Genomic DNA, 23,179 nt, shown 5'->3' with positions numbered 1-23,179 from the left:
GCCCAGAGGCCGCCATCGGGGGCAAGCCCCCTCCCACATTTGGATTGTGGAGCATCAGTAAGATAGTCACTTTTTACCGAGTACCGCCAAGCTCCTCTGTGTATCAGATGCGGAAGCTGCCCACCAATTGCTTCAGGCGCGACGCCTGTTGCTCCAGGTCCGTGCAGGCGCGCAGCGTCGATTGCAGGTTTTCCACGCCTTCCTGGTTGAGGGTGTTGATTTCAGTAATGTCCATATTGATCGACTCCACGACCGAGGTCTGCTCTTCGGTGGCGGTGGCCACGGACTGGTTCATCCCGTCGATCTCGCCAATGCGCTGGGTCACGCTGTTCAAGCGCTCGCCGGCCAGGTTGGCGATTTCCACGCTGTCCTGGCTGTGGCGCTGACTTTCACTCATGGTGCTCACCGAGTCGCGGGCGCCGACTTGCAGTTCCTCGATCATCTTCTGCACCTGTTGCGCCGATTCCTGGGTGCGGTGCGCCAGGTTGCGCACTTCATCAGCCACCACCGCGAAGCCGCGACCGGCTTCACCGGCACGCGCGGCTTCGATGGCGGCGTTGAGTGCGAGCAAGTTGGTTTGCTGGGAAATACTGGTGATCACTTCAAGGATCTGGCCAATGTTCACCGTCTTGCTGTTCAGCGCCTCGATATTGCTGCTGGAGGCGCTGATCATGCTCGACAGCTGGGTCATGGCCTTGATATTGCGCTCTACCACCTGCTGGCCGTCTTCGGCCAAATGCCGCGCATCACTGGCCTGACTGGAGGCCTGCGCCGCGTTGCGCGCGATTTCCTGGGCGGCAGCTCCCAGTTGATTGATCGCAGCGGCAACACTGTTGGTGCGGTTGGCCTGTTCGTCTGAATTGACCATCGACGAGTTGGACGCGCTGACCACCCGCAGTGCCACTTCATTGACCTGCTCGGTGGCCGATGACACTTCGCGGATCGAGGTGTGGATGCGCTCCACGAAACGGTTGAACGCGGTGCCCAGGGTGCCGAACTCGTCGTTGTTCTGGATGGTCAGGCGCCGGGTCAGGTCGCCTTCGCCGTCGGCAATGTCCTGCATGGCGCGGGTCATCACGTGCAGCGGTTGCAACAACACGCGGATCAGCATGCCCAGCAACGCGATGATGATCACCACGGCGATGAGGGTGGCGATGACTGCCGACGTGCGGAACTGGGTGAGCATGGCGAACGATTTGGCTTTATCCACCGAAATGCCCAGGTACCAGTTTACCGAGGGCAGGCCCTTGATCGGGGTAAACGTAACGATATTGGTCTTGCCATTGGCCTGCACTTCGCTGAAATCAGCGCTGATCTTCGGCGTGTCGTTGGGGTACACGTCAGCCAGGGTCTTCATGACCAGGGCCTTGTCCGGGTGCACCAGCACTTTGCCGTCGGCGCTGACCAGGAACGCGTAACCCATGCCGCCCAAGTCCAGCGCGCCAATGTTGTCCACCAGGGTTTGCAGGCTCAGGTCACCGCCCACCACGCCGATGCTCTGGCCGGCCTTGGCACTCGGGGTGGCGATGGAAATAATCAACTGCCCCGTGGCCGCGTCGATATAGGGCTCGGTCAGGGTCGAGCCGTTGCTGTTCTGGGCGTCCTTGTACCAGGGGCGCACACGCGGGTCGAAACCGTCGGGCATCTTGGTGTCGGGGCGGATCGTGAACTTGCCCTGGCTGTCGCCGACGTAGGTGGCCATGAACGATGAGGTCAGGGCTTTCTGTTCCAGCAGGCTGGCAACCACGGACGGTTCGGGATTGAGGGCGATATTCTGTGCGGCGTTTTCGACCAGCGCGATACGCCCGGTGAGCCAGGTCTGAATACTGCCGGCGGTGACGTCGCCCATTTCATGCAGGTAGCTATTGAGATCGTCACGAATCGCATTACGCTGAAGGTAGTCGTTATAGAGGGTAAACAACGCAAAGGCGGCGATGACGATAAGGGAGGCTGCAAGCAAAATTTTGTGGCTGAAGCGCAGGTTTTTATTCATGGCTTGTAAGGTCCGCTAAGGTCTTGATGTCCGGGGCGCGCCCTCTAGACAAGGCGCAAAATGGCAGCGTAAAAAAAGGTGTGATATTTCTGCTGATAGCTCCGTTGGTCCGTATAGGAATTATCTGACTATTTTTTAGTCTTTGTCGGGCTTACATCCGTCTATATCGACCTCGCGGCACTAAAGATTAACCATAGGTGACGAAATGCCTGACTCCACACAACTGCTTATCGGTGCCGGCCCGGATGGCCAGCCCATCGCCCAGCCCATGCGCCTGGCCAACCGTCACGGGTTGATCGCCGGCGCCACGGGCACCGGCAAGACCGTCACCTTGCAGCGCCTGGCCGAAGCGTTCAGTGACGCGGGGGTGGCGGTATTCGCCGCCGACATCAAGGGCGACCTGTGCGGCCTGGGCGCTGCGGCCAATCCCCAGGGCAAAGTCGCCGAACGCATCGCCGGGATGCCCTTCCTTGATTACGCGCCGAAGGCTTATCCGGTCACGCTGTGGGATATCCACGGTCAGTCCGGTCATCCGTTGCGCACCACCATCAGTGAAATGGGCCCGTTGTTGCTCGGCAGCCTGCTGGAACTCACCGACAGCCAGCAGTCGGCGCTGTACGCGACGTTCAAGGTGGCCGACCGTGAGGGCCTGCTGCTGCTGGACCTTAAAGACCTCAAGGCATTGCTCAACCACCTGCGTTATCACCCTGAACTGTTGGGTGACGATGCGGCGTTGATGACCACCGGTTCCAGCCAGGCGTTGTTGCGGCGTCTCGCGGTGCTGGAGCAGCAGGGCGCCGAGGCGCTGTTCGGCGAGCCGGCCCTGCAGCTCGAGGATATTTTGCAGCCCGCCGGCGACGGGCGCGGCCGTATTCATCTGCTGGACGCCAGCCGCCTGGTGCATGACGCGCCGAAGGTCTACGCGACCTTCCTGTTGTGGCTGCTGGCGGAACTGTTCGAGCAGTTGCCCGAGCGCGGTGATGCGGAAAAACCGCTGTTGGCGCTGTTTTTCGATGAAGCGCACCTATTGTTCGCCGACACACCCAAGGCGTTGCAGGACCGTCTGGAGCAAGTGGTGCGGTTGATTCGCTCCAAAGGGGTGGGCGTGTACTTCGTCACGCAGTCGCCGGGCGACTTGCCTGACACGGTGCTGGCGCAACTGGGCCTGCGTATTCAGCATGGCCTGCGGGCATTCACCACCAAAGAGCAAAAATCCCTGCGGGCGGTGGCGGACGGTTTCCGGCCTAACCCGGCCTTCGATGCCCTGGCGGTGCTGACCGAGTTGGGCACCGGGGAAGCGCTGGTGGGCACCTTGCAGGAAAAGGGCACGCCGGAGGTGGTCCAGCGAGTGCTGGTCGCACCGCCACAGTCGCGGATCGGGCCGCTGACCGAGGCCGAACGGGCGGCATTGATCGCCAGTTCGCCGCTGCAGGGCCGTTACGACAAGCCGATCGACCGCGAATCGGCCTACGAGGTGCTGATGGCGCGCAAGGACTTGGGGCCGACCGATGAGACCAAGCCCGCCACGCAAGAGCCCAGCTTCACCGACAAGGCCGGTGCGTTCCTGGGAACCACGGCAGGCAAGGCGCTGAAATCCGCCATGCAGCAGGCCGCCAATCAGATGGGGCGGCAGTTGGTGCGCGGCTTACTGGGCTCGTTGCTGGGCGGCAGCAAGCGCAAGTGAGGTTCAGGGTTTGGGCCTGGCGTGGGCGGCCAGCCGTTGCAGTGCCGCGCGCAAGCCCGGATCGTTGATCCCTTCGGCCGTGGCCTGGAGGGTTTCGGCGGCATTTTCCGACAGGTCCATCGTATGCCCCGCCGTGCTGCGCAGCACGGTGGGCGGCTGGACCTTGAACTGGATACGCACCAGGCCGGCAAACTCATCGAACACCATCAATTGGCGCTGCAGGCGTTTTTGCTGGTAACGCAAACGGGTCGCCCAATGGCCGTCAGTGACAATTAATAGCAGATTGCCTTCACGCCAGGACGCCACATGACAGTGTTCGCGCGCGGCCGGTTGCAACTGGCTTTCGAGCAGGCGTTGCAAATGCCCCAGCCGTCTCGCGTGGCCAAAGATGGCTTTCAACGGCTTGGCTTCGCGAAGCAACACGCCGGGAGCGCGGGCTGGAAGAGGGCGAAATGCCATGTTTAGACACCTTAGGTAACAGAGCCGCCATCTTAACAGAAAGCGCCTGTGGGCCCCGAAGCCATGCATCGGCAGGGCTTTTCCCGTGAAATCAATAAGTAACTTCTGCGCTTGATGGGTTGAAGTTCCAGCAAAAGCCCTTATTTTAAACAGGCCCTCTCACAGCGCCGTGCCCGCATCCGGGAACAACGCCACTTTCCTCACCCACGATTCCGGGTAGAATGCGCGTTCGCATGCGGCCGTGAGGGCTGCTCGGGCCACTGACGGTGCGCCCTCCATCCCTATGTGTGGAAGAACCTGCCGATATGTTTGCGCCTTTGTTAAAGAAACTTTTTGGAAGCAAGAATGAGCGCGAAGTCAAACGCATGCTCAAGACGGTGCAGCTGGTCAATGCCTTCGAAGAGCAGATGGTTGCCCTGTCGGACGAGCAATTGCGCGCCAAGACCGAAGAGTTCAAGGCCCGCATAGCCAAAGGTGAAACCCTCGACAAGCTGCTTCCCGAAGCCTTTGCGGTCGCCCGTGAAGCCGGTAAGCGCGTCATGGGCATGCGCCACTTCGACGTCCAGTTGATCGGCGGCATGACCTTGCATGAAGGCATGATTGCCGAAATGCGCACCGGTGAAGGCAAGACCCTGGTGGCAACCCTGGGCGTTTACCTCAACGCATTGTCCGGCAAGGGCGTTCACGTTGTGACGGTGAACGACTACCTGGCTCGCCGCGACGCCAACTGGATGCGCCCGCTGTATGAATTCCTCGGCCTGACCGTCGGCGTGGTAACGCCGTTCCAGCCGCCGGAAGAGAAGCGCGCCGCCTACGCCGCCGACATCACCTACGGCACCAACAACGAATTCGGTTTTGACTACCTGCGCGACAACATGGCGTTCAGCATGGAAGAAAAATTCCAGCGCGAACTCAACTTTGCCGTGATCGACGAAGTCGACTCCATCCTCATCGACGAAGCCCGTACCCCGCTGATCATCTCCGGCCAGGCCGAAGACAGCTCGCGCCTGTACACCGAGATCAACAAGTTGATCCCGCGCCTGGAGCAGCACATCGAGGAAGTCGAAGGCGTGGTGACCAAAGAAGGTCACTTCACCATTGACGAGAAGACCCGTCAGGTCGAACTCAACGAAGCCGGTCACCAGTTCGTCGAAGACATGCTGACCCAGATCGGCCTGCTGGCCGAGGGCGAGAGCCTGTACTCGGCGCATAACCTGGGCCTGCTGACCCACGTGTATGCCGGCCTGCGCGCGCACAAGCTGTTCCATCGCAACGTCGAATACATCGTGCAGGAAGGCCAGGTCGTTCTGGTCGACGAACACACCGGCCGTACCATGCCCGGTCGTCGTCTGTCCGAAGGCCTGCATCAGGCCATCGAAGCCAAGGAAATGCTCAACATCCAGGCCGAGAGCCAGACGTTGGCATCCACCACCTTCCAGAACTACTTCCGTCTGTACAACAAGCTGTCCGGCATGACCGGTACGGCCGACACCGAAGCATTCGAATTCCACCAGATCTATGGTCTGTCGGTGGTGGTCATCCCGCCGAACAAGCCACTGGCGCGTAAAGACTATAACGACCTGGTGTTCCTGACCGCCGAAGAGAAATACGCGGCGATCATCAACGACATCAAGGACGGCATGGCCAAGGGCCGCCCGATCCTGGTGGGTACCGCGACCATCGAGACTTCCGAGCATGTGTCCAACCTGCTCAACAAGGAAGGCATCGAGCACAAGGTCCTCAACGCCAAGTTCCACGAGAAGGAAGCCGAGATCATCGCCCAGGCCGGTCGCCCCGGCGCGCTGACCATCGCCACCAACATGGCCGGTCGTGGTACCGACATCCTGTTGGGCGGTAACTGGGAAGTGGAAGTGGCCTCCCTCGACAACCCGACCCCCGAGCAGATTGCCCAGATCAAGGCGGACTGGCAGAAACGCCACCAGGCCGTGCTGGAATCCGGCGGTTTGCAGGTGATTGCGTCCGAGCGTCACGAATCGCGCCGTATCGACAACCAGTTACGTGGTCGTGCCGGTCGCCAGGGTGACGCCGGTTCCAGCCGTTTCTACCTGTCCCTGGAAGACAGCCTGATGCGTATCTTCGCCTCGGACCGGGTGAAGAACTTCATGAAGGCCCTGGGCATGCAGTCCGGGGAAGCGATCGAACACCGCATGGTGACCAACGCCATCGAGAAGGCCCAGCGCAAGGTAGAAGGGCGCAACTTCGACATCCGTAAACAGCTGCTCGAGTTCGATGACGTCAACAACGAACAACGTAAAGTGATCTATCACATGCGTAACACGTTGCTGGCCGCCGACAACATTGGCGAAACCATCGCTGACTTCCGCCAGGACGTGCTCAACGCCACCGTCAGCGCGCACATCCCGCCGCAGTCGCTGCCTGAGCAGTGGGATGTGGCCGGCCTGGAAGCCGCGTTGAAAAGCGACTTCGGCGTCGACCTGCCGGTTCAGCAGTGGCTGGACGAGGACGATCACCTGTACGAAGAGACGCTGCGCGAGAAGCTGATGACCGAGCTGCTGGCCGCGTATAACGAGAAAGAAGAGCAGGCGAGTGCCGAAGCACTGCGCACCTTCGAGAAGCAAATTGTCCTGCGCGTGCTGGACGACCTGTGGAAAGACCACCTGTCGACCATGGACCACTTGCGCCACGGTATCCATTTGCGTGGCTACGCCCAGAAGAACCCGAAGCAGGAGTACAAGCGCGAGTCGTTCACGTTGTTCTCCGAGCTGCTGGATTCGATCAAGCGCGACTCGATTCGCGTGCTGTCCCACGTTCAGGTGCGTCGCGAAGACCCGATCGAGGAAGAAGCACGCCTGCGTCAGGAAGCCGAGGCACTGGCTGCGCGCATGCAGTTCCAGCATGACGAAGCGCCTGGCCTGGACGCGCCTGAGGTGTTGGGCGAAGAGGTCGATGTGGCCCTGGCTCAAACCCCGGTACGCAATGATCAGAAGCTGGGCCGCAATGAGCTGTGCTACTGCGGTTCGGGCAAGAAATTCAAACACTGCCACGGCCAGATCGAATAAGATTTTCGCCTGACGCTGCAACATCCTGCGCCGCGACCGGCATCAGCCGTCGCGGCGTTTTGCCATTAATTCCCGTCGACAGTGACGGCATACACATCCTCTCTCTCAAGGAGCGCATACATGGCTGTTGGTCTTGGTCCTTTGCCCACATTGCACCCGGTCGCCGGTTTTGAACTCGGTATCGCTTCGGCCGGTATCAAGCGTCCGGGGCGCAAGGATGTGGTGGTGATGCGCTGTGCCGAAGGCTCGACCGTCGCCGGTGTGTTCACCCTCAACGCCTTTTGCGCTGCGCCGGTGATCCTGGCCAAGCAACGTGTGGCCGGGTCGATTCGTTACCTGCTGACCAACACCGGTAATGCCAACGCAGGCACCGGCGAGCCTGGCCTGGTCGCCGCCGCGCGCACCTGCGCCAAGCTGGCTCAGTTGACCGGCGTAGACGCCAGCCAGGTGCTGCCCTATTCCACCGGCGTGATCGGTGAGCCACTGCCGGTTGAGAAAATCGAAGGCGCCCTGCAAGCCGCGCTGGATGACCTGTCTGTGGATAACTGGGCGGCTGCGGCCACCGGTATCATGACCACCGACACCTTGCCCAAGGGCGCGAGCCGTCAGTTCGTGCACGATGGCGTCACCGTCACCGTGACCGGTATCAGCAAGGGCGCCGGCATGATCCGCCCGAACATGGCCACCATGCTCGGTTATATCGCCACTGACGCCAAAGTCTCCCGCGATGTGCTGCAGCGCCTGATGCTGGACGGCGCCAACAAATCGTTCAACCGCATTACCATCGACGGTGACACCTCCACCAACGACTGCTGCATGCTGATCGCCACCGGCCAGGCCAACCTGCCGGAAATCACCTCCACCGAAGGCCCGCTGTTTGCAGCGTTGAAGCAGGCGGTATTCGAGGTGTGCATGGACGTGGCCCAGGCCATCGTGCGGGACGGCGAGGGCGCCACCAAGTTCGTCACCGTTGAAGTCAACGGCGGCGGCAACCATCAGGAATGCCTGGACGTGGGTTACACCGTGGCGCACTCGCCGCTGATCAAGACCGCCTTGTTCGCTTCCGACCCGAACTGGGGCCGTATCCTCGCAGCCGTTGGTCGCGCCGGTGTGCCTGACCTGGACGTGAGCAAGATCGACGTGTTCCTCGGCGACGTGTGCATTGCCAGCCGTGGTGCCCGCGCCGAAACCTACACCGAAGCCCAGGGCTCGGCAGTGATGCAGCAGGAAGAAATCACCATCCGCATCGAGCTGGGTCGCGGCGAGTGCAGCGAAACCATCTGGACCACGGACCTGTCCCACGAATACGTGAAGATCAACGCGGAATATCGCACCTGAAAGTAGGAGCGAGCTTGCTCGCGAAAAACTCAACGCCAACGCGTTATCCAGGATGTACGCGTTATCGTTGACGTTCTTCGCGAGCAAGCTCGCTCCTACAAGGGTTATAACGAGAGGAAGCAGTGGCGGTGAAACGAGTGCATGTAGCAGCAGCGGTGATCCGCGGTGTCGATGGCAGGATCCTGCTGGCACGCCGCGCCGATACTCAACATCAAGGCGGCCTCTGGGAATTTCCCGGCGGCAAGGTGGAGGCGGATGAGTCGGTCTCCACGGCCTTGTCCCGCGAATTGCAGGAAGAGCTGGGTATCCAGGTCACCACCGCGCGGCCGTTGATCCAGGTGCAACATGACTACCCGGACAAGCAGGTGCTGCTGGATGTCTGGGAGGTCTCGGCCTTCACCGGCGAACCCCACGGCGCTGAAGGGCAGCCGTTGGAATGGGTGACGCCACGGGACCTGGTCAACTATGCGTTCCCGGCGGCGAATACACCGATTGTCGCTGCTGCGCGCTTGCCCGCCGAGTACCTGATCACCCCTGGCGAGCTGGAAACCCCGACGCTGCTGCGTGGCATCCAGAAGGCTATCGCGGGTGGCATCAAGCTGGTTCAACTGCGCGCACCCAACGGCTACGACCCCAAATACCGTGACCTGGCAGTGGATGCGGTGGGCCTGTGTGCCGGCAAGGCGCAATTGATGATCAAGGGGCCGTTCGAATGGCTGGGGGATTTCCCCGCAGCCGGCTGGCACATGACCTCGGCGCAATTGCGCAAATATGCGAGCAAGGGCCGTCCGCTGCCTAAGGATCGTTGGCTGGCGGCTTCTTGCCACAATGCTGAGGAGCTGGCGCTGGCGGAATTGATGGACGTGGATTTCGTCACGCTGTCACCGGTTCAGCCGACTCAAACCCATCCCGAGGCGCAGCCGTTGGGTTGGGAGCAGGCGGCCGAGCTGATCCGTGGATTCAGCAAGCCGGTGTTTCTACTGGGCGGAGTTGGGCCTGCGCAGCGTGAGCAGGCGTGGGCGGCTGGAGCGCAGGGTGTGGCGGGGATTCGGGCGTTTTGGCCCGAAGACTGATGCTGCTCTGACGGGCGCTATCGGGATGTAGGAGCGAGCTTGCTCGCGAAAAGCGTCAACGATAACGCGAGCTTTCTGAATGGGCGCGGCGCCTGTGAGTTTTTCGCGAGCAAGCTCGCTCCTACACCCCGATGAGGCCCTGTCGGTCGCCCGTGAAACATCAGTGTGGCTTGGCAGCCGCCTGCCACAACACCTCGGCCACCCCCTGGCGCCTGGCAATCACTCTGGCCGCCACGAACAGCAAGTCCGACAACCGATTGATATACGCCAACCCCACTCCCTCCAACGGTTCTACCGCATTCAAGTGCTGACAGCGACGTTCGGCACTGCGCGCCAGGCTGCGGCACACATGGGCCTGGGCGATCAGCGCTGAACCACCGGGCAGGATGAAATTCTCCAACGGCCCTACCTCTTCGTTCCAGCGATCGATTGCCGCTTCCAGCCGATCCACTTCCGCTGCCGTCAACGCTTTGTACACCGGCATCGCCAGCTCGCCGCCGAGGTCGAACAATCGATGCTGACAGGGCGTGAGCACTTCGATGACATCATTCAATTCGGGGTGCTTGCCGCTCTGTTCCTCCAGATTGGCCAACAGCAACCCCAACTGACTGTTCAGTGTATCCACCTCGCCGATGGCCTCGACCCTGGGGTGATCCTTGGGCACGCGGCGGCCGTCGCCGAGGCCGGTTTCGCCCTGGTCGCCGGTGCGGGTGTAGATCTTTGACAGGCGAAAGCCCATGGTCATTGCTCCAGTCGGGTGAGTTCAGCAGGGGATAATTGGCTGCCGGCCAGCGGCAGACGCAAGGTGAAACACGTGCCTTGGCCGAGGGTCGAGTGCACTTCCATCTGGCCCTTGTGGTTATTGGTAATGATGAAATATGACACCGACAACCCAAGCCCGGTGCCCTGGCCTATTTCCTTGGTGGTGAAGAACGGCTCGAAGGTGCGTTTGCGCACGTTTTCGCTCATGCCGATGCCATTGTCTTCCACCTGGATTTCGGCCCAGGGCGGGTTGAGGCGGGTGCGCAGGATGATGCGCCCCGGTTCGCTGTCGTCTTCACGCAGGTGAATCGCCTGGGCGGCATTTTTCAGCAGGTTGAGCAGCACTTGCTCCAGTTCGTTGGCCGTGCCCGGCACCGGGCCCAGTTGCGGATCGAACTGGCGGATGATTGCCTGGCCCTTGAAGTCAAAGCCGATGGCCAGGTCGAAATCGTTACCGGCGATCTCCACGGCCTGGTCGATCAGGGCCGGCAAGTCGCAGGGCGCCATTTGCCGGTTGCTGCGTCGGCTGAAACTGAGCATGTGCGTGACGATTTTCGCTGCACGCGCGCCCGCCTGCTGAATGCCGTCAAGTAATTGCGGGACTTCGCGCGCTTGCAGGTAACGGTTGACGGTTTCCAGTTCGATACCTGCCTGTTCGGCGTGTTCCAGGTTCCTGGGCAGGTCGGGTGACAGGCGCCGCCGGATGTTTTGCACGTTGTGCAGGATCGCGCCCAGCGGGTTGTTGATTTCATGGGCCATGCCGGCCGCCAGGCCGCCGACGGAGAGCATTTTTTCCGATTGCACCATCATTTCTTCCAGGGACAGGCGCTGGGTGATGTCGTCGATGCGGATCACCACGCCACGCCCGGCACCGCCCATCAGCGGGTAGAACGTCAGCGCGTAGTGCTTTGGCTCGTCGTCCTTGACCCAGGTGACCCGCTCGATCCGCTCCACCGTGTGCTGTTCCACCGTAGCCTTGATTTGCGGCAGGTACGGCTTGAGCGGTTGGAACGCGAGGAAAATCGGCTGATTGAGGGCTTCATCCAGGCGCGTGCCGGAAAGCGCAGTGGCTTCCTGATTCCACTGGGTGACGTAGAGCTGTTCGTCCAGGGCAATCAGCGCTGAAGGCATTGAGTCGATAATGCTGTTGAGGTAATTCTGAAAACCGGTGAGTTTTTTCTCGATTTTGCTGCGCACCTGGACTTCCAGTTCCAGCTTGCGGTTGGTATGGCGGGTTTCCTCGGCCAGGCCCTGGGCCTGGTCGTAGGCGGCCTGGGAATCATCCCGCGCACGTTTGAGCTGTTGTTCACGGGCCTCGATGCGCGACAGCATGGTGTTGAACGCTTCCGCCAGGCTGCCGATTTCGTCACGGTTGCCGGGGGCTGCGCGCAGGGCGTAGTTCTCTTCGCGCGTCACCTGGCGCGACAGTTCTTCAAGCTCATGGATGGGGCGGGTGATCAAGCGTTTGATCTGCCGGGCAATCACCAGCCACAGCAAGACGCTGAAAATCAGGATGCCCAGGCTCGCGGTCAGGGTGCCGGTATAGAACGCCACCGGTAGCTCACTGCTGGCCACCAGCAGCAAATGCCCCGAAGGCTGGCCGGGGCGGGGCAGGGTGATGATCTGGTTGCTGCGAAACTCGGTGAGGCGCCAGGCTTCGACATGCCGGTAATTGTCGGGCAGGTGCAGGCGGTCGCCGTGTTGCATCTGCGCCAGGCGATTGCCCTCGCCGTCGTACAGGGCGGCGGCGCGCAACGGTGAATAGCTGGTCAGTTCATTGAGCAGGGCGTCGGCCTTGTCCGGGGACTGAAGGGCCTCGGCGGCGAGTGCCGGGTTGGACACCAGTCGACCGATGGCCTGCAACGCCTGGGGCGCCATGCTTTCCTGGGAGATCCAGTAGGCGGCGCTGATAAAGGTCAGGTTGGCCACCAACAATACGGTGGTCAGCAGCACCAGCAGGGCGGCCAGCAATTTCTGCCCTACCGGTAAGTTTTCAAGACGCTGGCGCAGTGGCATCAGGTTTTTCGCAGGCAATAGATATAAGGCAGGGTAGCGCGTGCCTCAGTCGTGGGGCAATCGGCGTGCAACCAAGTGCTCGATCAAACGCGCCTGCACCTGCTGCAGATGCGGCAGCACTCGTTGATGACGAGCCGCCGCCTGGCAGGCGTAACCCAATAAGTAGCTGATTTCGGTACGCCGCGCGTTGGCCACGTCCTGGTACATGGACGAGTAGTTGGCCGCGGTGGCCTGGATCACCCGTTGCACTTCGCTGAGCAAATCCTGCGCAGCCGCAGGCTGGCCGCAGCACTCCAGCAGTTCGCTCAATTCGGCGCACAAGGTGGCGACTTCGCATTGATGGGCCTGGAGTCCCCCGTTGCGGCACTGGTAAAGCACGGTCAGCGGGTTGATCGCGCAATTGAGCGCCAGCTTGCGCCACAGGCGCGTGAGAATATCGGTGCTCCATTCATGGGCAATGGCGGCGGCCTGCAAGTCCTCCAGCCACAGCGGCGCGGTAGGGCGCGCCGCGTCCCCCAGCCAGGTGTAGCCGTGGCCGGCAAATACCACGCGCCACTCGCCATCGCGAAACGCGCCTTCGGTGCTGGAGGCAAAGATGCAACGCGCCTGCGGCACCTGCGCGGCCACGGCATCCTGGCTGCCGAGGCCGTTTTGCAGCAGGATCAGTTCCGCGTCGGGCGCCAGGCGATGTTGCAACTGTGCGACAGCGCTTTGGGCATCGTAGGCTTTGCACGCCACCAGCAGGCGGTGGATCGGTTCAGGGCTGTCGGGCGTTTCGCCGGTTACGCGGTAGGTGTGCGCAATGCCTTGTTCAACCAGGGTCAGGCCCGCGCCCGACGCATAGCTGGCCAGGCGCGCCTGATCGCGCAGGATCAACCGAACCGGCACGCCCGCCCGCGCCAGACGCGTGGCCCAGAGGGTGCCCAGGCTACCGGCGCCGAGAATATGCCAGGTGGTCGCCATCAGTGTGTGCTCCTTGGGGTCGCCAGCGGTGAACGCGGCGAAAGAACCGCTATAATGCCCCGGCATTTTAGCTCGGGCGCGCTCCATCTCTACTGAGCCCGCCCCTTATATTGGAGAAATGACATGCCTTCGTTCGACGTGGTATCCGAACTGGACAAACACGAAGTCACCAACGCCGTCGAAAACGCCGTCAAGGAACTGGACCGTCGCTATGACTTGAAAGGCAAGGGCAGCTTCGAATTCAAGGAAAAGGAACTGACCGTCAACCTGACCGCTGAAGCCGATTTCCAGCTGGAAGCGATGATCGAAATCCTCAAGCTGGCCCTGGTCAAGCGCAAGATCGATGTGCAGTGCCTTGAAGTCAAGGACGCCTATGCTTCCGGCAAGCTGATGAAGCAGGAAGCCGTGCTCAAGGAAGGCATCGACAAGGAGCTGGCGAAGAAGATCGTCGCGCACATCAAGGATGCCAAGCTCAAAGTCCAGGCGGCCATCCAGGGCGAACAGGTGCGTGTCACCGGCAAGAAGCGCGACGACCTGCAAGAGGCCATCGCGGCCCTGCGCGCCAAGACGTTCGACATGCCGCTGCAATTCAATAACTTCCGCGACTGATGGCCATTTGTGGAACCTGTGGCCGTTTTTGACGTCCCACGGCCCAGAATCGGCGCCTACAATTGAGCCCTACGGGGCTCAATTGCGTTTTCAGGCAGTCAATCAAGCCGCATATCCGCTAAGACAGGAGAAGCTACATGGATTTAAACGCAGAAGTGGATCACTTGATCAAAACCTCGCAGTCCTGGATCCCGATGATCATGGAATACGGCAGCCGGGTGCTGCTGGCCGTTATCACCCTGGCCATCGGTTGGTGGCTGATCAACGTGTTTACCCACCGCGTAGGGCGCCTGCTGGCGCTGCGTAACGCCGACCTGGCGCTGCAGCACTTCATCACCAGCCTTGCGAACATTGCGCTGAAAGTCATGCTGATCGTCAGCGTGGCGTCGATGATCGGCGTGGCAACCACCTCGTTCGTCGCCGCCATCGGTGCGGCTACCCTGGCTATCGGCCTGGCACTGCAAGGCAGCCTGGCCAACTTCGCCGGCGGCGTGCTGATCCTGCTGTTCCGTCCGTTCCGTATCGGTGACTGGATCGAAGCCCAGGGCACCTCGGGCACCGTCGACAGTATCCAGATTTTCCACACGGTGCTGCGTACCGGCGACAACAAGACCGTGATCGTGCCGAACGGCATCCTGTCCAACGGCATCATCACCAACACCAACCGCCAGCCGACCCGCAAGGTCGTGTTCGATGTGGGCGTGGACTACGAGGCTGACCTGCAGAAAGCCCGTGAAGTGTTGCTGGAACTGGCCAAGGACCCGCGCGTGCTGGCCGACCCTGCGCCCGTCGCAGTGGTATCGACCCTGGGCGACAGTTCCATCACCGTTTCCCTGCGCTGCTGGACCAACACTGCGGATTATTGGGATGTTGTATTTATGCTCAATGAACTGGCGCGCGACCGCTTGAAAGCGGCGGACATTGATATTCCGTTCCCGCAGCGCGTTATTCGCGTGATGCAGGAAGCCCCGGTGAAGTGATAAAGCCGTGTTGCGTTTAAGTTGGCCGAAAGGTCAGCTTAAACGCGACGGTTATATGTCATGGGCGAATATAGTTACTTAGCTTGCTAGTTACTTTTCCGTTGACATATAACTGCAATAAAAAAGCCGCTCCCTTGCAAACAGGGGAGCGGCTTTTTATTCAAGGTCGAAACCTTAAGTCATCGTTGTAAGGGCTTTCGCGATTACAGGATGTTCAGCGGGTAGTTCGCGATCAGACGCAGTTCGTCGATCGAAGGCGAACCGTAGTAAACGCCATCACCGGAACGATAGGTCGCTTGACGCAGACGCAGGCTGAGGTTTTTAGCCGGGCCGCTCTGGATCACGTACTTGGCTTCGATGTCACGTTCCCACTCTTTACCGTTGCTGGTGGTGGCCGTGTTGGCGCCGCTACCGGTAACGTAACGGGTCATGAAGCTCAGGCCGGGAATGCCGAAGGTCGCCATGTTGATGTCGTAACGCGCCTGGTAGGACTTCTCGCCTTCGGCGTTGAAGTCGGAACGGGCGATGGAGTTGGCCAGGAACACGGTGCCGCCGCCATCTACGCCATAGCCGTAGTCGCCGTCGCCGGAAACCTTCTGCGCAGCCAGGGTAAAGGTGTGAGCGCCGATGGTGTACGCGCCCTGCAGGCTGAATGCGCGGTTGTCGAGCTTGGTCACGCCATCTTTCGCCGCGCGCTGCAGGCCGGCGCCTTCGCTCTTGGTGTCGTAGATGTTGAAGTCCAGCGCGAACGACTGGTCATCGCTCAGGGCGTGGGTCCAGTTCAGGTTGCTGTAGTACTTGCGGAAGTAATCTTCGGTTTTCGCGTAGTACAGGCTGCCGGTGACTTCAGGCGTGAAGGCATAGACACCGCCGACAAAGTCGGTCTTGGTCAGGCCCAGGCTGTCATGGAAGGTCTGGTTCTGCGCGACGCTGGAAGTGAAGTGACCGCCTTCGAGCTTCAGGCCCTTGATTTCGTTGCTGGTGATCGAAATGCCTTGTGGCAGCTCGGGCAGCAGACGGCTGTCATCGGAAGCGAATACAGGGGCTGTGGTGTACTGGTCACCGATTTTCAGCACGGTATTGGAGATGCGGAACTTAACGGCGGCGCCGCCTTTGGAGTAATCGTCCTGCGAGCGACCGTCGGAACCGGTAGGGAACAGGCCGGTGCCGGCGCGGCCCTTGCCGCTGTCGAGCTTGAGGCCCATCAGGCCGATCACGTCGACACCGACACCAACGGTGCCCTGGGTGAAGCCCGATTCGTACAACGCGTTGAAGCCCAGGCCGGTTTCTTCGGCACGGCTTTTGGAGCCGGGGCCCGACGGGTTGTTACGGAAGTCGCGGCTGAAGTACAGAGCGCGAGTATTGATGCTGAACGTGCTGTCTTCAACAAAGCCCTTGGAATCGTCCTGGGCGGACGCCATTGCGAACTGCGAGGTGCCTGCTGAAACAGCCAGGGCGATCATGCTCCACTTCATCACGCGCATCGTGATTTGCTCCTTTGGTTTTAGGAAGAGTACTGCCGTCCCACCTGTATTTTTATCTGGGCGGCTCTTTCTTTATTGTGTCGGCGCAAAGTTATCTCACGCCGGCGCTATTGACGATACTTACTCAACTATCCTTTCAGCTTCTTTACGAGGCTGTCGTAAATTGCTAGCTCCGTGTCGCAAATCACAGCCCGGTTATCACCCGGCTGACAACTTCAATGTTCTCTTCAAACGGTTTAAAAGTTTGAAACCCGTCCCTGGTACACATTGAAACGCTACTGTTTCCTATCGCGAAACCCCGGCATCCCTCCAGGTGTCGTTGCCGACGATAATGAGGTGAATGCAACAAGCGTGCACAAAGCGCTGATCGAATGTCATTTTTTCGTGAAAAACGTTACGGGAATGTAAAAACCGCATAAACACGGGCTTTTTAAGCCATTTGGTTCTCACTTGGCAGGCAGGGGTTACCCCTTTTCTGTGATCCACCCAACCAGCGCCTGGGCAAAACGTTACCGATTGACCCTCCATGTGGGTAGGCGCCGGACCTCTTTGAGGCACGGCTGGGTCATTTTGGTGCATCCCTTCGAGGCCCGAGGTAGGGTGGTTCAAACCTCCCGTTGCCTCGAAAGGGTGCGTGGATGCGATCCGTCTGCCTCAAGGCTTCCTGCGCATTCACCGTGAAGCCGTGAGCATTCGGCGTTATGCTGGGCACCTGAAATTGACCTGCCGAACGGAGTGCCCACGTGTTCGCTTTAGATCAACGCCTGCAACAAGACACTCTGGCCATTGGGGACTTCCCGCTCTGTCGCCTGCTGCTGTCCAATGACGCGAACTACCCCTGGTTCATCCTGGTGCCGCGTATCAACGGTATCAGCGAAGTGTTTCAGCTGGATGTCGCCGATCAACAGAGGTTGTGGCAGGAAACGACGGCCCTCGCCCAACTGCTGAACGAAGGCCTGTGCGCCGACAAGATGAACATCGGCGCGCTGGGCAATGTCGTCAGCCAATTGCATGTGCATGTCATCGTGCGCAAGCGCGATGACGCAGCCTGGCCGGCGCCGGTGTGGGGCAGGCATCCGGCCGTTCCCTACAACCCGGAGCAGGTGGCGGCGATCCGCAGCCGACTGCGTGAATTGCTGCCTGCCGACTTCATTTTTACCCAGGACTGAACCATGGACCTGCAAAATCGCGTCACCGACCTGGAAAGCCGCCTGGCTTTCCAGGACGACACCATCGAAACCCTCAATGACATTCTGGTCGCCCAGCAGCACGCCGTGGAGCGCCTGCAATTGCAGATGAACGCATTGCTCAAGCGCCAGGAAGAGATGGGCGGCCAGTTCGAAACCTCGGAAGAAGAAGCACCGCCGCCGCACTATTGAATGAGCGCGCAATAAAAAACCGCGATCCGGGCAACGCCGGATCGCGGTTTTTTTTGCAGCGCCGTCTGGAATCAGCGACGCGGCAGGGCAGCGATTACATCTTCAGCTTGCAGGCCTTTGTCGCGGTTCATCACCGAGAACTCCACGCGCTGGCCTTCGACCAGGACGCGGTGGCCTTCACCGCGGATAGCCCGGAAGTGGACGAAGATATCGTCGCCCGAGTCGCGCGAAATGAAGCCGAAGCCTTTGGAGGTGTTGAACCACTTGACGGTCCCGGTATCCCGGTTGGTCATGTCGTAGTTTTGCGACGCGGCCGCTGGGGACGAACGGTAGAAGCTGATGGCCAGGTGAAGAACGATGGCGACCACAGCAATCACCAGGCTGAGCAGGATGGCCGGGTGGCCGCCCACTTCAGGCATGGGTGCCAGCAGGGTGAGGGTTTGAACGACAACGGTCAGTACCAGCAGCGCGCTGACCAGGTTTTGCAGTTGATGACGCGTGCCTTTGTTCCAGTAAGGGATTACCGGTGCCAGTGTCAGGTTGAGAAGGCCGAACAAGGCCAGGTATAGAGCGTCGTGTTGTTGCAGGTAGGGCAGGCTTTCAGGCTGCAGGCTCGGGATAAAGGACAGCAGCAAAGCCGCAACGCCCGTCAGCAGGTGGACGATTTTCAACATTTTGATTAACTCACGTTAAGACGGATCACAAGGAAGAGCTGACTGGCACGGTTCGCTTCTGAACAATGGGAGGCGTTGAGCACGTGCGCGGGTATCAGCCTATGTGACGTGCCGCAGAAATGAACGGCAGCCACACGGCGCCTATTTAACAGCAAAGGCTGTGCCTACTCAAATCAAGCGTTTCGGGGTATTGCAATCGCGGTGGCATTTTTGCGCCGAAGGCTTGTCCTAGACGGGTGCAGGTAATTTGAGCGGCCTCTCGAGCGTTTTTCCTACAGGACACAGGCTCGCCGGCCGCTGCCTCGCAAGCGATGCGGGGCGATTTGCCGCACATCGCCTGGACGTGCCGGGCTGCACGTGAGCGACACTCTTGCTAGAGTGGTCCTGCACCTGATCAATGAATGCTCATCAATTGAAGGGGAAAAACATGGCAATCGATATTGGTATCAGTGAAGAAGACCGTAAATCCATCGTCGACGGACTTTCGCGGCTGCTGTCCGATACCTATGTACTGTATCTGAAGACCCACAACTTCCATTGGAACGTCACGGGCCCCATGTTTCGTACGCTGCACCTGATGTTCGAGGAGCAGTACAACGAACTGGCGCTGGCGGTGGATTCCATCGCCGAGCGTATTCGTGCCCTGGGCTTCCCGGCGCCGGGCGCCTACTCGATCTACGCCCGTCTGTCTTCGATCAAGGAAGAAGAGGGTGTGCCGAGCGCCGAAGAGATGATCAAGCAACTGGTGGCCGGCCAAGAGGCCGTCACTCGCACCGCGCGGGGCATTTTCCCGTTGCTCGACAAGGTCAGCGATGAGCCGACGGCTGACCTGCTGACCCAGCGTATGCAAGTGCACGAAAAAACCGCCTGGATGCTGCGCTCGCTGCTCGAAAACCAGTAACCGTCAAGCTTGGGTGGCGTCTTCATGCCGCCACCCACTTGTTTCCCTGTGTTTCCTGGCGTTGTCCTACGACGCCCAACTCCCGCGTCTTCTGGCTGCCCATCGCTTCCTGCGGTTTTATAGGCCTACCGTCCAATGGGACAAACCCATGGACCGATGTTTGGCAAGGGAGTGTCAGGTGTATGTCGTGTGGATTGGGTAAGGGCGTGGAAACCGCAGGTTTTCACAAGATAAAGGTCGACCCTTTCGCGAAAGGGTTCGACATGGGGCTCGCCAAACCCTTATCGCGGTCGGTGCGCCTCAACGGGTTTTCCACGTGCCTGCGGCTTGAACAGATCTATTGGAACATTCTGACGGAAATAGCCAGGATCAATACCTGCTCGGTCAGTGCGTTGTTGTCCTATGTCGACCGCGAAGTGCATCTGCGTTATGGCGGCGTGAAGAACTTCAGCGGGCTGGTGCGGGTGGTGTGCGTCGTTCACCTGTTGAAAGATCGCGTTGGCACCTGCGGGTCAGTCTGACTGGAGGGCGCCAGGCCCCGGCCCATGCTTGCGGCGGGCCGGGCCTCGGGCAGAAAGCCGGCTGCGCTGCCTCGATTTACCAGATATAATCCCGCGCTTTGCTGCGCATGCCGGGTTATATGCACGACGGCAGGGCGTGGCGCCGTTACGATCTGATCGCCGAGACATCTCCATGCCCATGTACGACTATCAATGTGCTTCCTGTGGTCATCAGTTGGAAGCCATTCAGAAGATCAGCGCCGCGCCGTTGGTCGATTGCCCAGCCTGCCAGGCACCTGAGTTGAAAAAGATGTTGTCCATGCCGGGCTTCCGCCTGAGCGGCAGCGGCTGGTACGAGACCGATTTCAAGACCGGCGCCAAGAAGAACCTGGCGGGCGGCGACAAAGCAGACTGAGTTGAACTCTACGCGCAGGCTCCTGCATTATCCGTCCCCTGCTTTAATGTACGGTGACGCGGCAGGCCTGCCACCGAATTTCGAATTACGAGAAGTGAAACCACTACCATGATGCGCAGCCACTATTGCGGCCAACTGAACGAGACCCTGGAAGGTCAGGAAATCACCCTTTGCGGATGGGTTCACCGTCGCCGCGACCACGGCGGGGTGATCTTCCTCGATATCCGTGATCGTGATGGTCTGGCCCAGGTGGTGTTCGACCCGGATCGCGCCGAGAGCTTCGCTGCCGCCGACCGCGTGCGCAGCGAATACGTCGTGAAAATCACCGGCAAGGTGCGTCTGCGCCCGGCCGGTGCGGTGAACAAGAACATGGCGTCCGGCGGCATTGAAGTGCTGGGCTATGAGCTGCAAGTGCTGAACGAGTCGGAAACCCCGCCGTTCCCGCTCAACGAATATTCCGACGTTGGCGAGGAAACTCGCCTGCGCTATCGCTTCCTGGACCTGCGTCGCCCGGAAATGGCCGAGAAGCTGCGTCTGCGCTCGCGCATGACCACCAGCATCCGCCGCTTCCTCGACGAGAACGGCTTCCTTGATGTTGAGACGCCGATCCTCACCCGCGCCACTCCGGAAGGCGCGCGTGACTACCTGGTGCCTAGCCGTACCCACCCAGGCAGCTTCTTCGCCTTGCCGCAATCGCCGCAACTGTTCAAGCAGCTGCTGATGGTGGCCGGCTTCGACCGTTACTACCAGATCGCCAAGTGCTTCCGCGACGAAGACCTGCGCGCTGACCGCCAGCCGGAATTCACCCAGATCGACATAGAGACCAGCTTCCTCGATGAAAAAGAGATCATGGGCCTCACCGAACAAATGATCCGCAACCTGTTCAAGGAAGTGCTGGACCTGGAGTTCGGCGACTTCCCGCACATGACCTTCGAAGAAGCCATGCGCCGCTACGGTTCCGACAAGCCGGACCTGCGTAACCCGCTGGAACTGGTGGACGTGGCCGACCAGTTGAAAGAAGTCGACTTCAAGGTGTTCAGCGGCCCGGCCAACGACCCGAAATGCCGCATCGCTGCCCTGCGCGTGCCGGGCGGTGCGAGCATGCCGCGCAAGCAGATCGACGACTACACCAAGTTCGTCGGCATCTACGGTGCCAAGGGCCTGGCTTACATCAAGGTCAACGAGCGCGCCAATGGCGTTGATGGTCTGCAATCGCCGATCGTTAAAAACATCCCGCTGGACAACCTGAACGAAATCCTCGATCGCGTTGGTGCAGTCGATGGCGACATCGTGTTCTTCGGTGCCGACAAGGCCAAGATCGTCAGCGAGGCCCTGGGCGCGCTGCGCATCAAGCTCGGCCACGACCTGAACCTGCTGACCTGCGAATGGGCGCCGATGTGGGTTGTCGACTTCCCGATGTTCGAAGAAAACGACGACGGCAGCTTCAGCGCCTTGCACCACCCGTTCACCGCGCCGAAGTGCTCCCCGGCCGAGCTGGAAGCCAACCCGGCCGGCGCGCTGTCCCGTGCCTACGACATGGTGCTCAACGGCACCGAGCTGGGTGGCGGTTCGATCCGTATCCACCGCAAGGAGATGCAACAAGCGGTATTCCGCCTGCTGGGCATCAACGAAGCGGAACAGGAAGAGAAGTTCGGCTTCCTGCTCGACGCGCTGAAATACGGCGCGCCGCCGCACGGTGGTTTGGCGTTCGGCCTGGACCGTCTGGTGATGCTGATGACCGGCGCCCAGTCGATCCGTGAAGTGATTGCGTTCCCGAAAACCCAGAGTGCCGCGGACGTCATGACCCAGGCCCCGGGTGTGGTGGATGCCAAGGCACTGCGCGAACTGCACATCCGTCTGCGCGAGACGCCGAAGGCTGAGTAAGGCTGCTGCGTGAAAGCGCGATAAGGTTGTAAGCAGTCAAAAAGGCGCATCTTCGGATGCGCCTTTGCGTTTAAAAGAGGGAAATCTCGCCGGCGGCGGGATTGATAGGTTTCTAGAGAATTTCGGAGTTGTGTTATGGCTGGCCATTCCAAGTGGGCGAACATCAAGCACCGCAAAGAGCGTCAGGATGCCAAGAAAGGCAAGATTTTCACCAAGTGGATTCGCGAACTGACCGTCGCCGCCCGCCAGGGTGGCGGTGACCCGGGCTCCAACCCGCGCCTGCGCCTGGCGCTGGACAAGGCGCTCGGCGCCAACATGAGCCGCGACATCATCGACCGCGCCGTGGCCCGTGGTGCCGGTGCGGCCGATACCGACGACATGGTCGAGTTGACCTACGAAGGCTACGGCCCGGGCGGCGTGGCGGTGATGGTCGAATGCATGACCGACAACCGCAACCGTACCGCCGCAGCGGTGCGCCACGCGTTCAGCAAGTGCGGCGGCAACCTGGGGACCGACGGTTCGGTGGCCTACCTGTTCGAGCGCAAGGGGCAGATTACTTTTGCACCGGGCACGGATGAGGACGCGCTGATGGAAGCCGCGATGGAGGCGGACGCCGACGACGTGGTCACCAACGAAGATGGCTCCATTGACGTGTTCACCTCATTCGCCAGCTTCTACTCAGTGCGCAATACCCTGGAAGCCGCAGGCTTCAAGGGCACCGACGCGGAAATCGTGATGCTGCCGACCACCAGCGCCGAACTCGACCTGGACGGTGCGCAGAAGGTGTTGAAGCTGCTGGACATGCTCGAAGACCTGGATGATGTGCAGAATGTGTACTCCAACGCCGACATCCCCGAGTCCGTGGCTGAACAGCTAGTCTAAAAAGCGATGAGGTCAAAATGTGGGAGGGGGCTTGCCCCCGATGGCGGTGTGTCAGTTATTTATAAATCGACTGAACCACCGCCATCGGGGGCAAGCCCCCTCCCACATTGAAACTACGGTGTGTCAGAAAATGTACTTATTT

Annotated in this window: 20 protein-coding genes and 1 pseudogene; 13 read left to right on the top strand and 8 right to left on the bottom strand. The window is 60.3% G+C overall.

The window, feature by feature from the left end; all coding sequences use genetic code 11:
• Positions 1-103: 103 nt before the first annotated feature.
• Both BFP96_RS31845 and BFP96_RS31840 read right to left on the bottom strand, forming a co-directional pair.
• Positions 104-868, bottom strand: coding sequence for a methyl-accepting chemotaxis protein (locus tag BFP96_RS31845; protein ID WP_370671690.1), 765 nt, complete (start codon positions 866-868; stop codon positions 104-106).
• A gap of 93 nt (positions 869-961) precedes the next feature.
• Positions 962-1,993: pseudogene (locus tag BFP96_RS31840) on the bottom strand (cache domain-containing protein); the annotation flags it as partial.
• 205 nt (positions 1,994-2,198) lie between these two features.
• Between BFP96_RS31840 and BFP96_RS19945 the strand changes: the two are divergent.
• Complete coding sequence (locus tag BFP96_RS19945; protein ID WP_065896392.1) at positions 2,199-3,677, top strand: helicase HerA-like domain-containing protein; 1,479 nt, start codon at positions 2,199-2,201, stop codon at positions 3,675-3,677.
• A gap of 3 nt (positions 3,678-3,680) precedes the next feature.
• Here the strand turns inward: BFP96_RS19945 and BFP96_RS19940 are convergent, their stop codons facing one another.
• Positions 3,681-4,136: a DUF721 domain-containing protein gene (locus tag BFP96_RS19940; protein ID WP_065936873.1), complete on the bottom strand. Its 456-nt coding sequence runs from the start codon at positions 4,134-4,136 to the stop codon at positions 3,681-3,683.
• 305 nt (positions 4,137-4,441) lie between these two features.
• Here BFP96_RS19940 and secA point away from each other — a divergent pair, with 305 nt between their 5' ends.
• The 3 genes from secA to BFP96_RS19925 all read left to right on the top strand — a co-directional run bounded on the left by secA (position 4,442) and on the right by BFP96_RS19925 (position 9,588).
• Positions 4,442-7,177 (top strand): preprotein translocase subunit SecA, encoded by a 2,736-nt coding sequence (secA, locus tag BFP96_RS19935; RefSeq protein WP_065887592.1) that lies wholly within the window; start codon positions 4,442-4,444, stop codon positions 7,175-7,177.
• 120 nt (positions 7,178-7,297) lie between these two features.
• On the top strand, positions 7,298-8,515 hold the full coding sequence (gene argJ / locus BFP96_RS19930) for a bifunctional glutamate N-acetyltransferase/amino-acid acetyltransferase ArgJ (RefSeq protein WP_065895085.1): 1,218 nt from the start codon (positions 7,298-7,300) through the stop codon (positions 8,513-8,515).
• A 128-nt stretch (positions 8,516-8,643) separates the two neighbouring features.
• Positions 8,644-9,588 carry a Nudix family hydrolase gene (locus BFP96_RS19925; RefSeq protein WP_065936886.1) on the top strand — a complete coding sequence of 315 codons (945 nt, stop codon included), beginning with the start codon at positions 8,644-8,646 and terminating at the stop codon, positions 9,586-9,588.
• A gap of 160 nt (positions 9,589-9,748) precedes the next feature.
• Here BFP96_RS19925 and BFP96_RS19920 read toward each other — a convergent pair whose 3' ends face one another.
• From BFP96_RS19920 to BFP96_RS19910, 3 genes are read right to left on the bottom strand one after another with little or no spacing between them, the layout of a single operon-like run.
• Positions 9,749-10,327: a cob(I)yrinic acid a,c-diamide adenosyltransferase gene (locus BFP96_RS19920; protein WP_065887594.1), complete on the bottom strand. Its 579-nt coding sequence runs from the start codon at positions 10,325-10,327 to the stop codon at positions 9,749-9,751.
• A gap of 2 nt (positions 10,328-10,329) precedes the next feature.
• Positions 10,330-12,366, bottom strand: a complete 2,037-nt coding sequence (locus BFP96_RS19915) for a sensor histidine kinase (RefSeq protein WP_065895143.1) — start codon at positions 12,364-12,366, stop codon at positions 10,330-10,332.
• A 45-nt stretch (positions 12,367-12,411) separates the two neighbouring features.
• Positions 12,412-13,329, bottom strand: a complete 918-nt coding sequence (locus BFP96_RS19910; RefSeq protein ID WP_065936872.1) for a putative 2-dehydropantoate 2-reductase — start codon at positions 13,327-13,329, stop codon at positions 12,412-12,414.
• Positions 13,330-13,452: 123 nt separating this feature from the next.
• Here BFP96_RS19910 and BFP96_RS19905 point away from each other — a divergent pair, with 123 nt between their 5' ends.
• Both BFP96_RS19905 and BFP96_RS19900 read left to right on the top strand, forming a co-directional pair.
• A complete protein-coding gene (locus BFP96_RS19905; RefSeq protein WP_003193880.1) occupies positions 13,453-13,938 on the top strand; it encodes a YajQ family cyclic di-GMP-binding protein in 486 nt (161 codons plus the stop codon).
• 137 nt (positions 13,939-14,075) lie between these two features.
• Positions 14,076-14,918: a mechanosensitive ion channel family protein gene (locus BFP96_RS19900; protein WP_065895083.1), complete on the top strand. Its 843-nt coding sequence runs from the start codon at positions 14,076-14,078 to the stop codon at positions 14,916-14,918.
• A 203-nt stretch (positions 14,919-15,121) separates the two neighbouring features.
• On the opposite strand, the gene BFP96_RS19895 is transcribed toward BFP96_RS19900, so the two are convergent.
• Positions 15,122-16,402, bottom strand: a complete 1,281-nt coding sequence (locus BFP96_RS19895; RefSeq protein WP_065887597.1) for an OprD family porin — start codon at positions 16,400-16,402, stop codon at positions 15,122-15,124.
• 743 nt (positions 16,403-17,145) lie between these two features.
• Here BFP96_RS19895 and BFP96_RS19890 point away from each other — a divergent pair.
• Together BFP96_RS19890 and BFP96_RS19885 are read left to right on the top strand one after the other, a co-directional pair.
• Positions 17,146-17,571 (top strand): HIT domain-containing protein, encoded by a 426-nt coding sequence (locus BFP96_RS19890; protein ID WP_065895082.1) that lies wholly within the window; start codon positions 17,146-17,148, stop codon positions 17,569-17,571.
• 3 nt (positions 17,572-17,574) lie between these two features.
• Positions 17,575-17,781: a SlyX family protein gene (locus BFP96_RS19885; RefSeq protein ID WP_065895081.1), complete on the top strand. Its 207-nt coding sequence runs from the start codon at positions 17,575-17,577 to the stop codon at positions 17,779-17,781.
• A 71-nt stretch (positions 17,782-17,852) separates the two neighbouring features.
• On the opposite strand, the gene BFP96_RS31590 is transcribed toward BFP96_RS19885, so the two are convergent.
• Positions 17,853-18,455, bottom strand: a complete 603-nt coding sequence (locus BFP96_RS31590; protein ID WP_005790922.1) for a cold-shock protein — start codon at positions 18,453-18,455, stop codon at positions 17,853-17,855.
• Positions 18,456-18,882: 427 nt separating this feature from the next.
• Here BFP96_RS31590 and BFP96_RS19875 point away from each other — a divergent pair, with 427 nt between their 5' ends.
• From BFP96_RS19875 to BFP96_RS19855, 5 genes are all read left to right on the top strand, one after another.
• On the top strand, positions 18,883-19,356 hold the full coding sequence (locus BFP96_RS19875; RefSeq protein WP_003193874.1) for a Dps family protein: 474 nt from the start codon (positions 18,883-18,885) through the stop codon (positions 19,354-19,356).
• A gap of 182 nt (positions 19,357-19,538) precedes the next feature.
• Positions 19,539-19,877, top strand: coding sequence for a ribbon-helix-helix domain-containing protein (locus BFP96_RS19870; protein WP_065887599.1), 339 nt, complete (start codon positions 19,539-19,541; stop codon positions 19,875-19,877).
• Between the two features lie 172 nt (positions 19,878-20,049).
• Entirely contained in the window at positions 20,050-20,271 is a 222-nt protein-coding gene (locus tag BFP96_RS19865; RefSeq protein ID WP_003193872.1) for an FmdB family zinc ribbon protein, read from the top strand.
• Between the two features lie 108 nt (positions 20,272-20,379).
• Positions 20,380-22,155, top strand: coding sequence for an aspartate--tRNA ligase (gene aspS, locus BFP96_RS19860; RefSeq protein ID WP_065895080.1), 1,776 nt, complete (start codon positions 20,380-20,382; stop codon positions 22,153-22,155).
• Positions 22,156-22,290: 135 nt separating this feature from the next.
• Positions 22,291-23,037, top strand: coding sequence for a YebC/PmpR family DNA-binding transcriptional regulator (locus BFP96_RS19855; RefSeq protein WP_065887601.1), 747 nt, complete (start codon positions 22,291-22,293; stop codon positions 23,035-23,037).
• The last annotated feature ends 142 nt before the right edge of the window (positions 23,038-23,179 follow it).

Origin of the sequence: Pseudomonas sp. 34 E 7, from assembly GCF_900005715.1 — a bacterium.
Taxonomy (GTDB): Bacteria; Pseudomonadota; Gammaproteobacteria; order Pseudomonadales; family Pseudomonadaceae; genus Aquipseudomonas; species Aquipseudomonas orientalis_A.
Note: the sequence above shows the minus strand (reverse complement) of the source record. Positions and strands in the feature narration are given on the sequence as shown.

Bases quoted from the DNA above. Each gene is read 5' to 3' on its own strand.
- BFP96_RS31845 (WP_370671690.1), bottom strand. From the start codon at position 868: ATGGTCAATTCAGACGAACAGGCCAACCGCACCAACAGTGTTGCCGCT.
- BFP96_RS19945 (WP_065896392.1), top strand. From the start codon at position 2,199: ATGCCTGACTCCACACAACTGCTTATCGGTGCCGGCCCGGATGGCCAG.
- BFP96_RS19940 (WP_065936873.1), bottom strand. From the start codon at position 4,136: ATGGCATTTCGCCCTCTTCCAGCCCGCGCTCCCGGCGTGTTGCTTCGC.
- secA (WP_065887592.1), top strand. From the start codon at position 4,442: ATGTTTGCGCCTTTGTTAAAGAAACTTTTTGGAAGCAAGAATGAGCGC.
- argJ (WP_065895085.1), top strand. From the start codon at position 7,298: ATGGCTGTTGGTCTTGGTCCTTTGCCCACATTGCACCCGGTCGCCGGT.
- BFP96_RS19920 (WP_065887594.1), bottom strand. From the start codon at position 10,327: ATGGGCTTTCGCCTGTCAAAGATCTACACCCGCACCGGCGACCAGGGC.
- BFP96_RS19915 (WP_065895143.1), bottom strand. From the start codon at position 12,366: ATGCCACTGCGCCAGCGTCTTGAAAACTTACCGGTAGGGCAGAAATTG.
- BFP96_RS19910 (WP_065936872.1), bottom strand. From the start codon at position 13,329: ATGGCGACCACCTGGCATATTCTCGGCGCCGGTAGCCTGGGCACCCTC.
- BFP96_RS19905 (WP_003193880.1), top strand. From the start codon at position 13,453: ATGCCTTCGTTCGACGTGGTATCCGAACTGGACAAACACGAAGTCACC.
- BFP96_RS19900 (WP_065895083.1), top strand. From the start codon at position 14,076: ATGGATTTAAACGCAGAAGTGGATCACTTGATCAAAACCTCGCAGTCC.
- BFP96_RS19895 (WP_065887597.1), bottom strand. From the start codon at position 16,402: ATGCGCGTGATGAAGTGGAGCATGATCGCCCTGGCTGTTTCAGCAGGC.
- BFP96_RS19885 (WP_065895081.1), top strand. From the start codon at position 17,575: ATGGACCTGCAAAATCGCGTCACCGACCTGGAAAGCCGCCTGGCTTTC.
- BFP96_RS31590 (WP_005790922.1), bottom strand. From the start codon at position 18,455: ATGTTGAAAATCGTCCACCTGCTGACGGGCGTTGCGGCTTTGCTGCTG.
- BFP96_RS19875 (WP_003193874.1), top strand. From the start codon at position 18,883: ATGGCAATCGATATTGGTATCAGTGAAGAAGACCGTAAATCCATCGTC.
- BFP96_RS19870 (WP_065887599.1), top strand. From the start codon at position 19,539: ATGTCGTGTGGATTGGGTAAGGGCGTGGAAACCGCAGGTTTTCACAAG.
- BFP96_RS19865 (WP_003193872.1), top strand. From the start codon at position 20,050: ATGCCCATGTACGACTATCAATGTGCTTCCTGTGGTCATCAGTTGGAA.
- aspS (WP_065895080.1), top strand. From the start codon at position 20,380: ATGATGCGCAGCCACTATTGCGGCCAACTGAACGAGACCCTGGAAGGT.
- BFP96_RS19855 (WP_065887601.1), top strand. From the start codon at position 22,291: ATGGCTGGCCATTCCAAGTGGGCGAACATCAAGCACCGCAAAGAGCGT.